At 64.7% G+C, this 15,547-nt stretch carries 14 protein-coding genes; 8 read left to right on the forward strand and 6 right to left on the reverse strand.

The genetic code is table 11. The features are described from left to right. Positions 1–18: 18 nt before the first annotated feature. From MUG98_RS01955 to MUG98_RS01965, 3 genes are all read right to left on the reverse strand, one after another. On the reverse strand, positions 19–489 hold the full coding sequence (locus MUG98_RS01955) for a DUF7346 family protein (protein WP_265110505.1): 471 nt from the start codon (positions 487–489) through the stop codon (positions 19–21). Positions 490–577: 88 nt separating this feature from the next. Next, positions 578–1,192, reverse strand: a complete 615-nt coding sequence (locus MUG98_RS01960) for a DUF7322 domain-containing protein (RefSeq protein ID WP_265110506.1) — start codon at positions 1,190–1,192, stop codon at positions 578–580. 79 nt (positions 1,193–1,271) lie between these two features. Further along, positions 1,272–1,460, reverse strand: coding sequence for a DUF7331 family protein (locus MUG98_RS01965; protein WP_265110507.1), 189 nt, complete (start codon positions 1,458–1,460; stop codon positions 1,272–1,274). Positions 1,461–1,597: 137 nt separating this feature from the next. Here MUG98_RS01965 and MUG98_RS01970 point away from each other — a divergent pair, with 137 nt between their 5' ends. The 7 genes from MUG98_RS01970 (at position 1,598) to MUG98_RS02000 (ending at position 10,635) form a co-directional block, all read left to right on the forward strand. Next, a complete protein-coding gene (locus MUG98_RS01970; protein WP_265110508.1) occupies positions 1,598–4,327 on the forward strand; it encodes a DNA-directed DNA polymerase in 2,730 nt (909 codons plus the stop codon). 232 nt (positions 4,328–4,559) lie between these two features. Then, on the forward strand, positions 4,560–5,471 hold the full coding sequence (locus tag MUG98_RS01975; protein ID WP_265110509.1) for an ABC transporter ATP-binding protein: 912 nt from the start codon (positions 4,560–4,562) through the stop codon (positions 5,469–5,471). Between the two features lie 61 nt (positions 5,472–5,532). After that, a complete protein-coding gene (gene sufB, locus MUG98_RS01980; protein ID WP_265110510.1) occupies positions 5,533–6,963 on the forward strand; it encodes a Fe-S cluster assembly protein SufB in 1,431 nt (476 codons plus the stop codon). Position 6,964: 1 nt separating this feature from the next. Next, positions 6,965–8,179 (forward strand): Fe-S cluster assembly protein SufD, encoded by a 1,215-nt coding sequence (sufD, locus tag MUG98_RS01985; RefSeq protein ID WP_265110511.1) that lies wholly within the window; start codon positions 6,965–6,967, stop codon positions 8,177–8,179. A 208-nt stretch (positions 8,180–8,387) separates the two neighbouring features. Continuing rightward, entirely contained in the window at positions 8,388–9,512 is a 1,125-nt protein-coding gene (locus MUG98_RS01990; RefSeq protein WP_265110512.1) for an MSCRAMM family adhesin, read from the forward strand. A gap of 84 nt (positions 9,513–9,596) precedes the next feature. Next, complete coding sequence (locus tag MUG98_RS01995) at positions 9,597–10,091, forward strand: M41 family metallopeptidase (protein WP_265110513.1); 495 nt, start codon at positions 9,597–9,599, stop codon at positions 10,089–10,091. Positions 10,092–10,200: 109 nt separating this feature from the next. Then, on the forward strand, positions 10,201–10,635 hold the full coding sequence (locus MUG98_RS02000) for a metal-dependent transcriptional regulator (protein ID WP_265110514.1): 435 nt from the start codon (positions 10,201–10,203) through the stop codon (positions 10,633–10,635). Between the two features lie 48 nt (positions 10,636–10,683). Here MUG98_RS02000 and MUG98_RS02005 read toward each other — a convergent pair whose 3' ends face one another. The 3 genes from MUG98_RS02005 to MUG98_RS02015 form a co-directional block, all read right to left on the reverse strand. Further along, a complete protein-coding gene (locus MUG98_RS02005; RefSeq protein WP_265110515.1) occupies positions 10,684–12,567 on the reverse strand; it encodes a phospholipase D-like domain-containing protein in 1,884 nt (627 codons plus the stop codon). A gap of 72 nt (positions 12,568–12,639) precedes the next feature. Next, positions 12,640–13,989 (reverse strand): HEAT repeat domain-containing protein, encoded by a 1,350-nt coding sequence (locus tag MUG98_RS02010; protein WP_265110516.1) that lies wholly within the window; start codon positions 13,987–13,989, stop codon positions 12,640–12,642. A gap of 66 nt (positions 13,990–14,055) precedes the next feature. After that, positions 14,056–14,784 (reverse strand): protein sorting system archaetidylserine synthase, encoded by a 729-nt coding sequence (locus MUG98_RS02015; RefSeq protein ID WP_265110517.1) that lies wholly within the window; start codon positions 14,782–14,784, stop codon positions 14,056–14,058. Positions 14,785–15,087: 303 nt separating this feature from the next. On the opposite strand from MUG98_RS02015, the gene MUG98_RS02020 reads away from it, so the two are divergent. Further along, positions 15,088–15,522: a cupredoxin domain-containing protein gene (locus MUG98_RS02020; RefSeq protein WP_265110518.1), complete on the forward strand. Its 435-nt coding sequence runs from the start codon at positions 15,088–15,090 to the stop codon at positions 15,520–15,522. Positions 15,523–15,547: the final 25 nt, after the last annotated feature.

The following is a 15,547-nucleotide window of genomic DNA, read 5'->3' on the forward strand; positions in this document are numbered from 1 at the left end:
CGGGATTCCTGACTCCGATCAGGAGGCATCGATAGACGGGTCTTCGGACGGTGTAGCGTCCCCCGCGTCCGCGGTGCGAATCGCGTCGAGGGCCCGCTCACACTTTTCGGTGAGTTCGTAGCCACGCTCGCCGGCGACGTCGGTTTCCGCGAGGAGACCGGCAGCCGAGAGCACCGTGAGACGGCCGTGAAGGTCGCTCTCGCAGAAGTCGTACCCGTCGAGGAGCGTGCGGATTCCGAGGGGGCCGCGTTCGTCGAGTTCGACCAGCAGTCCGAGCGTTTCGTCGTCGTGGACGTTCGTCAGGAGCGTCCGAACCGGGGTACTGACCGTTCGGGCGGCGGTTTCGAGCGCCGATTCGTCGATGGACTCCAGGCGATCGTTCTGGACGTAACACTCGTTGCCAGTTTCCGGATCCCGAACGAGACTCGCACTGTCGGATTCCTTGAGCAGTAGATAGCGTTTGCCGGTGTCGTCGCGTACGGTTTTCATGGTGGGTTCGATCGTCCGGTATCAGCCAATCATAGATGATCGTTCATTTAGGTTTCGCCTGACCGGCCGGAGCGAGCGGCTGGCCCGGTCACGTCGTCCCTTCGTCGCCGTCAGCGCTCGTCGTGGCATCTGTCTCGGTGTCGGGTGCCGCGTCCGGCCGGCCGCCGGTATTCGTCGAGGCGTCAGTCGCCGCGTCGCCGGGGTCCGATTTCGTCACGTCGTCGGGCTTTGCTTCGGTCTCGGATTCGGCTCCGTCTTCCGTTCCGGTCCCGTCGTCGGCCTCGGTTCCGTCCGCCACTTCGGACCCGTCCTCGGCCGCCTCGGGCTTGCCGTCGTCGACCTCCATCGCCTCGTAGGCCCGGTACCGGCGGTAGGCGAACACGGACAGGGTGGTGGCACCAGCGAGCAGGGCGAGACTGCGGGTCGTCCGGCCCTCGAAGAACAGGAAGAGGAGGCCGAGCGACGCGGCCAGGATCGCCGCGTTGAGGACGAGCACCAGACTCCAGAAGTGCTCGAGGAGTTCTCCCGGAACGTCCGTCTCGGCGGTCGAGACGTCGGGGATCGACACCGACGTCGACTCGGCGGTCGATTCCCCGCGCTCCCGCGAGACGTCGGGGATCGTCAACGAGTCGCTGTCCGGATCCCTGAACTCCTCTTCCGGATCGTACTCCTCCGGTTCGTGCTCGGTCCGATCGAACAGCACACCTATCCGGACGAGAAGCGGCCGCAAAAGGGTTCGCGTTCGGGTCGGCCTGTGCCTGCGTCTCGGACCTCGGGAGCGCTCAGGCGAGATCGTCGAGTGCGAGCGTCTGGGACGTCTCTACCCAGGCAAGTGGGTTCTCGGCGTCGTAGAAGACGATGCCGTCTTCCGTCTCGTAGGATTCGATCGTCGCGGTCTCGTCGAGATCGCTACGCGGTTCGCTACTGTCCGTCGTCTCGTCGTCGTTCACACGGGTGGACACTTCGATCACCTGACTGTATGTTAAGTGTTACCACATTATATGTCTTGTTGCCCCCACAAAATCACGTTGTAGTTGGCGGTCAGTGGCCGGCGATGCCCGGATCGGAGTACTGGGGTTTTTATTCGCCGACTTCGAACCTCGGGACCATGACTGAGGCGGGCCAGGCCGGACTCGCGGAGTTTGCTGAGGCGTCCGACGACCGGCCGGACGAAGAGGCAGTTGCCGTCGCCGGCAACGGCGGCACCGATGCCGCGGACGTAATCGACGTGCTCGAAGAGACCCTTCCGGAAGCGGACGGCGACGTCGAACTCGCCGTCATGCAGGTCGATTACACCGTCGCCGGCTACGGGGACGAGGAGCGACCGATCATGCACGTGTTCGGGCGAACGCCCGACGGCGAACTCGAACACGTCCAGGTCGTCGGCTTCCGGCCGTACTTCTACGCGCCGACGGGCACGCTCGATCGGCCTCCGGAGGAGGAGTACGATCGACTCACCGGCAGCCGCGACGTCGACAGGAACGGCGACCCCTACGAGAGCATCCGTGGCGAGAAACTGACCAAGATCTTCGGCCAGACGCCGCGCGACGTCGGGCAGGTGCGCGACGAGTTCGAGCACTACGAGGCGGACATCCTCTTCCCGAACCGGTTCCTGATCGACAAGGACGTCCGCAGCGGCATCCGCGTTCCGGAACGCCGCGCCGAGGATGACTCCCTCGTCGTCCCCCACGGGGAGGTCGAGGCCATCGACGTCCACGCCGAGCCGCGCGTCTGTACGTTCGACATCGAGGTCGACGATCGATCGGGGTTCCCGGAGGACGGCGAGGAACCGATCGTCTGTCTCACCAGCCACGACTCGTACCGCGACGAGTACGTCATGTGGCTCTACGAGGCCCCGATCGGCGACGGTCCGATCCCGACCGAGATCGCGGACTACGAGCCGATCGAGGGATCGCTCGACCACGAGGTCCGGGCGTTCGACGAGGAGGAGGCGATGCTCGACGCCTTCATCGAGTACATCGACGACGAGACCGATCCGGACGTCCTCACCGGCTGGAACTTCGAGGATTTCGACGCACCGTACCTCCTCGATCGGCTGGAGGAACTCCAGGGCCCCCACGAGTACGATCTCTCGATCGATCGCCTCTCCCGCGTCGACGAGGTCTGGCGGAGCAACTGGGGCGGCCCGGACATCAAGGGACGGGTCGTCTTCGACCTCCTGTATGGCTACCAGCGGATGGTCTTCTCCGAACTGGATTCCTACCGGCTGGATGCCGTCGGCGAGGCGGAACTGGGCGTGGGGAAAGAGCGGTACACCGGCGACATCGGCGACCTCTGGGAGGACGATCCCACGCAACTGCTCGCGTACAACCTGCGGGACGTCGAAATCTGCGTCGAACTCGATCGCCAGCAGGAGATCATCCCGTTCTGGGACGAGGTGCGCTCCTTCGTGGGGTGCAAACTCGAGGACGCGCCGACGCCGGGCGACGCGGTCGACATGTACGTCCTCCACGAGGCACACGGCCGGTTCGCCCTCCCTTCGAAGGGCCAGCAGGAGGCCGGCGAGGAGTACGAGGGCGGCGCGGTGTTCGAGCCGATCACGGGCGTCAAGGAGAACGTCACGGTACTCGACCTGAAGTCGCTGTATCCCATGTGCATGACGACGGTCAACGCCTCGCCCGAGACGAAAGTCGATCCCGACGAGTACGACGGTGAGACCTACATCGCACCCACCGAACCCGAGCCGATCCACTTCCGCAAGGAACCCGACGGTGTGATGCGCGAGATGATCACGGAACTGCTCGCCGAACGCGAGGAGAAGAAGGACCTGCGAAACGAGTACGAGCCCGGGACCCCCGAGTACGAGCAGTACGATCGCCAGCAAGGGGCGGTGAAGGTCATCATGAATTCGTTGTACGGAGTATCGGGATGGGAACAATTCCGATTATATGACAAAGAAGCTGCATCTGCAATCACCGCTACTGGGCGCGAGGTGATCGAATTTACGGAGACTGCCGCAAACGAACTCGACTATCAGGTAGCGTATGGTGACACCGACTCGGTCATGCTCGAACTCGGCCCCGAGGTCTCGAAAGAGGAGGCACTCGAGCAATCGTTCGAGATCGAGGAGTACCTCAACGATCGCTACGACGACTTCGCCCGCGAGGACCTGAACGCCGAAGAACACCGCTTCCAGATCGAGTTCGAGAAACTCTACCGGCGATTCTTCCAGGCGGGCACGAAGAAACGCTACGCCGGCCACATCATCTGGAAGGAAGGGAAAGACGTCGACGACGTCGATATCACCGGTTTCGAGTACAAACGCTCGGACATCGCGCCGATCACGAAGGAGGTCCAGCACCAGGTCATCGAGATGATCGTCAAGGAGGGCGACATCGAGGGGGCGAAGGAGTACGTCAACGGGGTTATCGAAGACGTTCTCGCGGGCGAGGTCTCCCTCGAGGAGATCGGGATCCCCGGCGGCATCGGCAAGCGACTGGACAACTACGACACCGACACGGCCCAGGTCCGGGGCGCGAAGTACGCGAACCTGTTGCTCGGGACGAACTTCCAGCGCGGGAGCAAACCCAAGCGGCTCTACCTCGATCGGGTCGACCCCTCGTTCTTCCGGCGGATGGAAGCCGAAGAAGGGTTCGATCCCCAGCACGATCCCCTCTACGGCGCGTTCAAACGAAATCCCGACGTTATCTGCTTCGAGTACGACGACCAGGTCCCCGAGGAATTCGAGGTCGACTACGACAAGATGCTCGAGAAGACCCTGAAGGGACCGATCGAGCGTATCCTCGAGGCGCTGGACGTCTCGTGGGAGGAAGTCAAGAGTGGCCAGGAGCAAACCGGTCTAGATAGTTTCATGTAACGGTCCGGCCCGATTCTCTCGAGATGCACGTTCACAGCTTAATACGGGTAAATTACACCATCCGTATATCCTAACGTACCGTACGTGCGTTCCGATTCACCGTACAATATCCTCGGCCCTGTTCAACGTCGATTTATGATTCGGAAAATTATTTTATCATTGCAAAACCGTATCCAATTGGATACGAAACCGTTATCAGTCATACGACCCACCGTTCAGACGACAGAGTACTATGGCACGTCTCGAACTAACCAACCTGCACGCGGAAGTAGCGGAGGGCGGCGAGAAGATTCTCGACGGAGTCGATCTCGAGGTCGAGTCCGGCGAGATCCACGCCCTGATGGGACCGAACGGGTCGGGGAAGTCGACGACCGCGAAGGTCATCGCCGGCCACCCGGCCTACGAGGTCACCGAGGGTGAAGTCCTGATTCACATCGAGGAAGACGAGTTCGGCGACGATATCGAGATCGACGAGGACCAGCGCACCTGGGACCTGCTCGACCTCGAACCCAACGAGCGCGCGGCACTCGGCGTCTTCCTCGGCTTCCAGTACCCCGCCGAGATCGAGGGCGTCACGATGACCAACTTCCTCCGGACGGCGCTCAACGCCAAGATCGAGGAGCGCGAAGAACTCTTCGAGGACGAGGAGGAAGACGAAGCGGCGGAGGAAGACGAAGCAGGCTTCGAGACCTCGCCGATGGAAGGCCCCGCGGACGAGGGCGAGATCGGCGTCGCCGAGTTCCAAGGAATCCTCCAGGAGAAGATGGAGCAACTGGACATGGACGAGAAGTTCGCCCAGCGATACCTCAACGCCGGCTTCTCCGGCGGCGAGAAGAAGCAGAACGAAGTGCTGCAGGCGGCCATCCTCGAACCTTCGATCGCCGTTCTCGACGAGATCGACTCCGGGCTCGACATCGATCGGCTGCAGGACGTCTCGAACGGCATCAACGCGCTGCGCGACGAGCAGGGCACGGGGATCCTCCAGATCACCCACTATCAGCGCATTCTCGATTACGTCGAACCCGATCACGTCCACGTGATGCTCGACGGAAAGATCGCGAAGAGCGGCGGTCCCGAACTCGCCGAGGCGCTCGAAGACGAGGGGTACGACTGGGTCCGCGAAGAGGCCTACGGCACCGCGTAACCGAATACGGCTAGAACAACGGTAATAACCCTACAGCCGTAACCATATACACAATCAAATTATGAGTTCCGAACAAGACCACCTCAAAGACACCGACACCGAAGCGCGGTTCGAGTTCAAGAAAGAACAGAACGCCGCGGTGAAATCCGACAAGGGCCTGACCGAGGAGATCATCCGCATGATCTCCGAGGACAAGGACGAGCCCGACTGGATGCTCGAGCGCCGCCTGCGCGCGCTCCAGCAGTACCAGAACATGCCGATGCCCTCGGGCTGGCCCGGCATGCCCGATCTCTCCGGGCTGGACGTAGAAGAAATCGTCCCGTACATCCGTCCCGACGTCGACAAGCGCGAAGGCGTCGACGACTGGACGGAACTGCCCGACGAGATCAAAGACACCTTCGACAAACTCGGCATTCCGGAGGCGGAGAAGAACGCCCTCTCCGGCGTCGGTGCCCAGTACGAGTCGGAGGTCGTCTACCAGAACATGCAAGAGCAGTGGGAGGAGAAGGGTGTCATCTTCATGAACATGGACCGCGCGGTCCAGGAGCACCCCGAACTCGTCAAAGAGCACTTCATGACGACCTGCGTGCCGCCGAGCGACAACAAGTTCGCGGCGCTGCACGGGGCCGTCTGGTCCGGCGGGTCGTTCGTCTACGTCCCCGAGGGCGTCACCGTCGAGATGCCCGTCCAGGCCTACTTCCGGATGAACTCCGAGGGGATGGGCCAGTTCGAGCACACGCTGATCATCGCCGAGGAGGGGTCGGAAGTCCACTACATCGAGGGCTGTTCCGCGCCCAAGTACGGCACCCACAACCTCCACTCCGGCGGCGTCGAGGTCTTCGTGGGCGAAGACGCTCACGTCCAGTACTCCACGGTCCAGAACTGGTCGAAGAACACCTACAACCTCAACACCAAGCGCGCCATCGTCGAGGAAAACGGTACGATGGAGTGGGTCTCCGGCAGCATGGGCTCGAAAGCGACCATGCTCTACCCGTGCTCGATCCTCAAGGGTCGCGGCGCGACCGACACCCACATCACGATCGCCTTCGCGGGCGAGGGTCAGGACATCGACACCGGTGCGAAGGTGTACCACAACGCGCCGAACACGAGTTCGACCATCGAGTCCAAGTCGATCTCCAAGGACGGCGGCCGCACTAACTACCGCGGCCTCGTCCACATCGCCGACGGTGCCGAGAACTCGAGCACTGCGGTCGAGTGCGACGCGCTGATGTTCGACAACGAGTCCACGTCGGACACCATGCCGTACATGGAGATCGAGGAGTCGAAGGTCGACGTCGCCCACGAGGCGACCGTCGGCAAGATCGGCGACGAGGACATCTTCTACCTCCAGTCGCGCGGACTGGACGACGACGACGCCAAGAAGATGATCGTCGCCGGCTTCATCGAGCCGATCACGGAGGAACTGCCGATCGAGTACGCGGTCGAACTCAACCGCCTCATCGAACTCGAGATGGAAGGTAGCCTCGGATAATATGAGCACGCAGGTACACGCCAATCTGACGGAAGAACAGGTCCGCGAAATCAGCGGGAACCTCGACGAACCCGACTGGCTCCTCGAAATCCGCCTCGAAGCGCTCGAGGCGCTCGAGGATCTGGACATGCCCGACGTCATCCGGACGCCGGGTCGCGACTGGACGAACCTCCACGATCTGGACTTCGAGTCGCTCGTCGATCCGCTGAACGCCGCCGAAGACAAGGACCAGTTCGGACCCGAGGACGCCGAGGTCCTTCCCTGGAGCGAGGCGGTCCAGGAGCACGAGGCGCTTCTGCAGGAGCAGTTCGGCTCCGTCGTGGACCCCCAGGAGAACTACCTGACGGCCCTCTCCACCGCGCTGTTTAGCACCGGAACCGTCGTCTACGTCCCCGAAGGCGTCGACGCCGAGGACGTCACCATCCGAACCGAGCAGAACTCCCGATCGCTGTTCAACTACACGCTCGTCGTCACCGAGGAGTCGTCCTCGGTCACGATCCTCGAGCGTCAGGCCACGGGCGAGGAAGCCGAGGAGCAGTACTACAGCGGCATCGTCGAAGTAGCCGCCGGCGAAAACAGCCGCGTCCAGTACGGAAGCCTGCAAAATCTCTCGGAGGACGCCTACAACTTCACCGTCAAGCGCGGTGAGGCCGACACCTACGCGACGATCGACTGGATCGAGACCAACCTCGGCACCCAACTGACCAAGACCGAAGTGTCGACGACGCTCAGCGGCGACAGCTCCGAGACGCAGATCGTCGGGGCCTTCTACGGTCACAACGATCAGCACTTCGACCTCGACGCGAAGGTCTGGCATCGTGCGGAGCACACGACGGCGGACCTCGTCACGCGCGGCGTCACCGACGACGTCGCCCGATCGGTCTACGAGGGCGTCCAGGACGTCGGCCCGGACGCGTGGGACACCAGCTCCTACCAGCGCGAGAACACGCTGATGTTAAGCGACGAGTCCGAGGCCGACGCCTCGCCGAAGCTGATCATCAACAACCACGACACCGAGGCCAGCCACTCGGCGACGGTCGGCCAGATCGACCGGGAGGACCTGCTGTACATGACCTCCCGTGGCATCGATCCGCGATCCGCGCGCAACATGCTCGTCGAGGGCTTCTTCGTGCCGGTCCTCGAGGAGATCGCGGTCGACGAACTGCGCGACGACCTCGAGGACCTGATCCGGACGCGTCTTCGCGAACGGCAGTGAGGACGGCTCGTGGGATCGTCGATCCCACGGCGACTTCGCGAACGAGGGTAGCGAGACTCGAGCGAAGCGAGCGTGTCGGGTTCTCGACGACGAGCACCGCCCGCCGTCGTCCCGACCGTATCGATCGCGGTCCGTTTTCTCCGACGATCGATCGCTGGGGAAATCGTCTGACGTCCTTTTTAGTACGTCAGCAGAGTAGCGAGTGGCGATGCGGTCCCTCTCAGTCAAACTGGACGACGACACCTTCGAGGCGCTCGAGATGGAGCGACGGCTGATCGGATTCGACAGCCGTGCCGCGTACGTCCGGTGGATCGTCGACCACCGGGCGTCGATCGCCGACGAACTCGACGACGGGCCCGACCTGCTCGAGGGCTATCGCGAGCGGATCGCCACGTTAGAGGGGGAACTGGCGGCACTGACCAGTCGGGAGCGACCGGAACCGGAGGGTGAGCGACCGGACGACCCGGAGCCGACTTCGGGCCGCGTCGACGCGACGGGCAGCGAATCGGCTCTCGCCCGCGACGGCGGCGTCGGAGCCGACGGCGACGCCAGTGACGGCGCGACGGCCAGTGCCGACGACGATGCCCGATCGGTCCCGAACGAGTCGCGAGCGGACGGCAACGGGTGGACGCGAGCGAAGATCGATCCGTCGGTCCAGGTCCGGGGGTCCCCGCGAACGACTGTCTCCCGGGACCGTCCTGCCGAGACGGCGAGCAGTTCGACGGCCGAGGAGACGGCCGATCAGTCCGGAGCCGTAGATCCCGTGGCGGAGTCGAACACCGATCCCGGTCGCGATCCGGAATCGGGGTCGGATCCGGAACGGGAGTCGGACCGGAACCCGGAATCGGAGTCGGCACACCTCTCGCCGGAACGCGTCGTGCGCATCCCGGGCGATCCCGTCTCGAAGGACGCCGACGTCCTCGAGACGGTCGAGTTCGATCGGCTCGACGAACTCTCGCGGCGTGCGGTCGCGAAGACGCGTTCCCGGCTGGACCGACCGGTCGAGACCGGCCTCGAGTACCGCTCGTCGACGACGCTGGTCGACGAGACGATCCGGCCGGGCGAAGACGTGGTCGACCTCGATTCGCTGTCCGTCCCCGGTCGCGACGACGACGTGATCGAGGCTCGCCGGGAGGTCGCCGGGCGGGCGATCGCGTTCCTCCGGGACGAAGAGCGCGCGCGCAAATCCGACTTCGTCGACGCCCTGTACGCGGCGTCTCCCGCGGGGTACGAGACGGCAGACAGCTGGTGGGCCTGTCTGAAGGGGGCCCTCAAACAGGTCGACGCGATCGAGGGCGGCGACGGCAGTCGGGTCTGGCGGTTCACCGGCTGAAGCTGTGCTGCCTATCGATCGTCGCCGCGTTCGGATACCGATCGGATGCAGGAAGTTAAGTACCATGCACCCCGAAGGCCACCTATGAGTCTGGGACAGCGCGTCTCGAGCGATCACCAGCTCGCCCGACTCCTCCAGATCGGGGTCGTGCTGGAAGAGGTCGTCGAGTCCCGCGCCGCCCACCACCTCGAGTCGCTGCCCGCCGACGAGCGGGAGGCTGTCGACGAGGAGGTGCGAACGCTGCTCGCCGAGGCTGCCGAGGAATCGGCCGACCATCGCGAGCGGCTGGAGGCGCTGATCGACGACCTCGACGCGGAGACGGTCGCCTACGAAGAGATCAACGCACTGGTCGACGCCCAGTACGGACCGCCAGAGGACACGGACGGCGTCCTCTACGATCAACTGGCCAACGAGGAGACCGCCTACAAGTTCTACGACGACCTGATCGAAGCGATCGAGGCTTCCGACGCGACGTTCGCGATCGATCGGGATCGAGTGCTCGAGACGCTCTCGAATATCCGCGAGGAAGAGAAGGAGGGGGTCCAGGACGTGACCGAGGTCATGGAGCACAGAGCATGATCGGGGCGACGACCTGGCGGACGCCCGCCGTCCACCCGCGTACGCCGCGCCGGATTCCCCGACGAGAATCGACCACAGATACCGGCTTCACGACCGACGGAGGGAGGCAATGAACACTGCAGACCAGTATCTCAAAGCGATCTATCTCGCCCAGCGCATCGAAGACGGCCCCGCCTCGACCGGCACGCTCGCCGACCTGCTCGAGGTCAGTCCCGCGAGCGTCAACGAGATGATCGGCAAACTGGAGGGACGCGGCCTCGTCGACCACGAGAAGTACAAGGGTGCCAGCCTGACCGACGAAGGACTCGAACGCGCTCACGACGCGCTCCAGACCTACTGTATCATCGAGCGGTTCCTCGCGAACGTTCTCGAGGTCGAGGAGTTCCGGGAGGAAGCTCGCACGCTCGAGAGCGTCATCGACGACACCGTCGCCGAGCGCCTCGACACCATCATCGATCGCCCCGCGGAGTGTCCCGACTGTTTCGACCCCGAACGGGACTGCTGTGAACGTCTGGAACTCGAAGTCGGCGGCTGTGCGAACTGAACCGTCGACGAGTTACGTTTTCGACCCGATACCCGCGATCAACCACGATCAGTTCCGCTCCCGTGACGCCGCGGCCGCCTCGTCACCGAACCTGACGTACCGTCGACCGACGATCGCGGCCCCGACGATCGCGGCCACGACGACTGCGGACAGTTCGATCGGGAGCGACCACGTCTCGCCCGCCCAGTCGTCCTCGAAGACCGTCGCGTAGTAGGTAGCGATCGCCTCGCCGTGCACGGCGAGCAGCACCTCGCGATTCTCCCGGAGCGAGTTGTCGTTCCAGTTCGCGCTCCCGACGACGGCAGTCGTCCGGTCGACGACGATCCCCTTGGTGTGGATCTTCTCGAAGGCGTCGGTGTCGTCGACGAGACGGACCTCGAAATCGAGGTCGTCCCTGGCGGCGGTTCGCTCGAGGTCGGCGGCCAGCCGGTCGTGTTCGTCCGCGACGTACCACGACGAGTCGAGCAGGAGCCGGACCGTGACACCGCGGTGAGCGGCCGCGATCGTCGCCTCGAGCAGGGAGACGTCGGGGTCGACGGTGGCCTGCTCGACGAGCAGTTCGTCCTCCGCCGACGCGACGAGGGATACGAGGCGCGACTCGGCGTTGTCTGGTGCGAGCAGGAGTTCGGCCGACTCGACCGGGACGGTGGCCCGTTCGTGGCTGGCGTCGAACGATCGCCGTGGCGGGGGGTCGTCCGCGACGAACGAGGCGTTCGCGAGGTATGCGGTTCCAGATTCGGTATCCCACCCGCGGAAGTCGGTCCGGAAGACCGACGCGAGGTCGGCCGCGAGCGCGGCGTCGGTGAGTCGAACGCCCCAGCCGCGACTCGACGCCCCGCCGACGCCGGCAGGTTTCCAGTTCTCTGACGTCACGAGTACCGTGTCGTCGGCGACGAGGTACTTCGGGTGGTGATACCGGTACCGCGCTCCCTCGCCACCGATGACGCGAACGTCGACGCCCGCGGCACGCAACGTCTCGATCCGCGATCGGGTTTCCGACGGCGCACCGCCGACCGGCCCCGACTCGAGGAGGACGGCGACGTCGACGCCGCGAGCTGCCGCGTCCGCGAGTGCAGCGGTGATCTCGCGATCGGTGAAGGTGTAGCCGGCGAGCAAGATTCGATCGTCGGCGTCGCGAATCGTCTCGCGTGGGACTTCGGGCGCGTCGGGGAGGACGAACGCCGTCGCTTCGTCCGGATCGAACGTCGAAACCGGGCGACAGGTCGCGTCACGGGGCCACCACCGTCCCAGTGATTTGCTGTCGCCGTCGGCAGTCGCGGCGTCGGCCTCGCGGGCCCCGTCCCCGTGTTCGGCCCGGTACCAACGTTCCGCGAGGGGTGCCCGATCGTAGGCTACCTCGTCGATGATTGCCGTCCCGTTCCGGAGCGTGAGTTTGTCACCGTCGTTCGCGAGTCGGAGCGTCCCGTCGAGTTGGAGAACGGGATCGTCGGTCATCGCGTCGATGGCGGCCGGATCGGTACTCACGGCGATCCGGCCGGAGACGGTCTCGTTCGGGAACCGGGCGACCGTGTGGCCGTCGGTGATCGTCCAGTTCGTTAGCCTCGTTCCGGGTGGCGTCTCGAGGACGAGATACTCGCCGACGTTCCCCCGAGTCGTCGGGTTCGGATAGAGTTCGACGATCCGGGTGTCGGCGTCCGTGGTCGCCGTCGGCTCCGGGCCGGTTCCGGTCTCTCGCTGGCTCTCGACCGGACAGTCCGCGTCGATCGCCGGCGTCGCGGAGCCGTTCCGATCGGCGGCCGGATCGCTGGGCCGAGGGGTCGGCGATCGCAGTTCGCCGGTCGCCGTCTTCTGGAATAGCGGTTCGCCTGCGGTCGTCGCCGGTGCGACGACGAGAGGTCCGACGATCGTGACGCTCGCGACCAGCACGAGCGCGATCGCGAACGCGGTGACTGTCCACCGTCGATCGGCCATCGGGGCGTCTGGCTGCCTCTTCGTACTTAAACTGTGAGGAGAGCCGCGGTCGGAGACCGGCGTCGCGTGGGATCAGGCTGCCGGCTCGAGGTCGACGTTCTCGGCCTCGGCCTGGACGAGGTACGCGCGATCGTCGTCGTATTCGGCGACGATCTCGAGGGCGTCTCGCGTGCCGATCCGGGTGAGCGCCCACGCGGCGCTGGCCCGAACCCGATCGGCCTCGTCGTCCTCGAGGACGTCGGCGAGCGGGTCGATCGCGCGGGTGTCACCGATCAGGCCCAGTGCGCGTGCGGCCCAGCTGCGGACGTCGGGGTTGTCGTCGACGAGCTGGTTGGCGATCGGCTGGACGGCTTCTTCGGTGCCGATCTCGCCGAGCGCGCGGAACGCCGGCTGTTGCAGGTTCGGGTTCGAGTCGACGTAGTCCAGCAGGGTGTCGACGACCTCGTCGTCGTCGACGCCGATCTTGCCGAGGTTGCGCATCGCTGCCTGGTCGCGGCGGGCGGCCTTCTGGAGCATCGGTTCGATCGCCTCCTCGGGGCCCATCCGTTCTAAGGCCTCCATGCAGTGTTCTTCCATGAAGTCCGAGTCGAACGTCTCCAGCGCGAGGAGGATCATGTCGACGTTGCCCCGCTTCTCGTGGACCTTGAGCGCGTGCCACTCGGGCGGGAAGTCCTTGACGTGATCGAGGACGTCGTAGAACCCCTCGCGTCGCAGTTGCTCGCGGATCTGGAGGTCCGTCCACTCGGTCGCGTCGTCGACGTCGCTCTGGAATTCGTCGGTCGCGTCGAGCAGCGCGGCGATCGTCTCCGCATCGTCGTCCGGATCCAGATCGGCCGCTTCGACCGCGCCGATCGCGTTTTCGAGGGTCCCCTCGAGCTGTTCCGGAACGGAGTCGACCTCGTCGCCCAGCGTGACGGCGGCCCCGAGGATGTCGTTGCACTCGTCGAGGAAGTCCTCGACCGCCTCGATCAACTCCGCGTTCCCCTCTTCGGTCCAGCGGGTGCCCGTGATCGTGCCGCTGGCGCTCTCGATTTCGCTCACGACGTCTTCGGCGTAGGGGCCGCGCTGGTCCTCGAGGTCGGACTCGAGGTCCGACACGTCGCTCTCGATGTCGTCGTACCGGTCCTGCAGTTCTTCTTCCGGCGTGACCGTCTCTTCGTCCTCGTCCTCGTCCTCGTCCTCGTCCTCGTCCTCGTCTTCCTCGGGCGGCTCCGGAATCTCGATCGGCTCGAGGTCCGATCGGAACGTCTCGACGTCTTCCTCGACGACGTCCAGGTCGTCCTCTGTCTCGGCGGCTTCGAGGTCCGCTTCGAGTTCCTCGAGGTCGTCTTCGAGGGCCGCGAGGTCGGACCGAATCGCGTCGAGATCGACCGGGTCGTCCGCCTCCTCGGCTGGCTCGTCGGGTGACTCCTCGTCACTCATCGTTCCACCCCGCGACGGCGCCGACGCGTGACTGCGTTCATACTCACAGGTCGTGTCAGCACGTTCCTAAGCGTTTCCATGCAGGCCCGTCTCGGTCGGCTGTGGTTCGTCTTCGCGCCAGTAGAACCAGGGACTCAGGGTCATGTACGCGATGCCGAGCATCAGAAGGGCGTACGGGAACGTCCGTCCGGCAAAATTGGGGACGAGGATCGCGAGCGCGTGGACGACGCCCATGATGGCGGCGTCGCGCGCGAGCAGATCGGGGTACTGGATCCGCGAGACCATCAGGTAACAGAACGCGCCGGTGACCGCGAGGACGAGCCGGGGGTCCGCCACCCCCGCGAGGATGGCCGCGCCGAGGATCGTCGCCGCGAGCGTCGTCTGGACTCCCTCGGTGTAGCTCCCCGACGTGTCGTAGGCGGTGTACAGTCCGAGTCGCGCGACGGCCATCGCGACGAACAGCGCGCTGATCGCCGTCACGAGCAGGAGGTCCGGGGTAACAGCCTCAGACTCGAGTCCGAGCCCGTCGCGGACCACGACGAACGCGAGTACCGCGGGCGCGACGGCGAAGGAGGCGACGTCTGCGAGCGAGTCCAGGTACGGGCCAGCCTCGGTACCGCCGTAGCGCCGGGCGAGGATCCCGTCCAGTCCGTCGGCGATCGCGGCCAGCAGGATGAGGCGAGCGGCGAGTCGAATGTCGACGAACGCGACGACGACGGCGACGAACCCGAGCGCGGCGTTCGCGATCGTCACCGCGTCGGCGACGCCCAGGCGGCCGACGAACCGGGGAAGCATACTCGCGGATTCGTCCGGCGGGTACCTTACGTGTTTTCGTTCGGATCGCGGATCGGGAGCGGTGTCGATCGTTCCGGAGCGGTCTCGGTGATCTGCCGGGCTGAAATCATCGGTTCAGTATACCGACACCACTGGCTGTTCGTTCGATACAAAATCGCACCGAACGACGCGGGGTCCGACGCTCGCGATTCCGAATTCATCCTCGCTTGAGCCGATCATCTTCGGGGCATTTACACGGCGTCGGACGGCCGATTCGAGAGTCGAACCGGGGCGGTTATATCACGAGTGTCCCAACGCCTAGGTATGAACCGGCGCGTCCTGCTCGCCGCCCTCGGAACCGGGGCCACCGCTGGGCTGGCGGGCTGTTCGTCCGTTCTCAGCCTCTCCGACGACGAGCCCTGCGGCGGCGACGAGTGCGACATCGGGATGACACGAAACGAGTTCCTCCCCGAAACCTACGAGACGACGGTCGGCGAGCCGGTCGTCTGGAAGAACACGAGTGGTGCGGTTCACACGATCACGGCCCTCGAGAACAGCCTCCCCGAGGGTGCCGATTACTTCGCCACCGGCGGCTACGAGGACGAGGAGACGGCGAGAACCGCCTGGGACCACCACGGCGGTCGATTGGGGACCCGTGAGACGTTCGAACACACGTTCGACGTCCCGGGGACCTACGAATACATCTGCATCCCACACGTGAGGGCCGGAATGGTCGGCGAAATTATCGTTACAGAGTAACTGACTTTGCAGAAAGTATTTATGA

This window comes from Halosolutus halophilus (genome assembly GCF_022869805.1).
Classification (GTDB): domain Archaea; phylum Halobacteriota; class Halobacteria; order Halobacteriales; family Natrialbaceae; genus Halosolutus; species Halosolutus halophilus.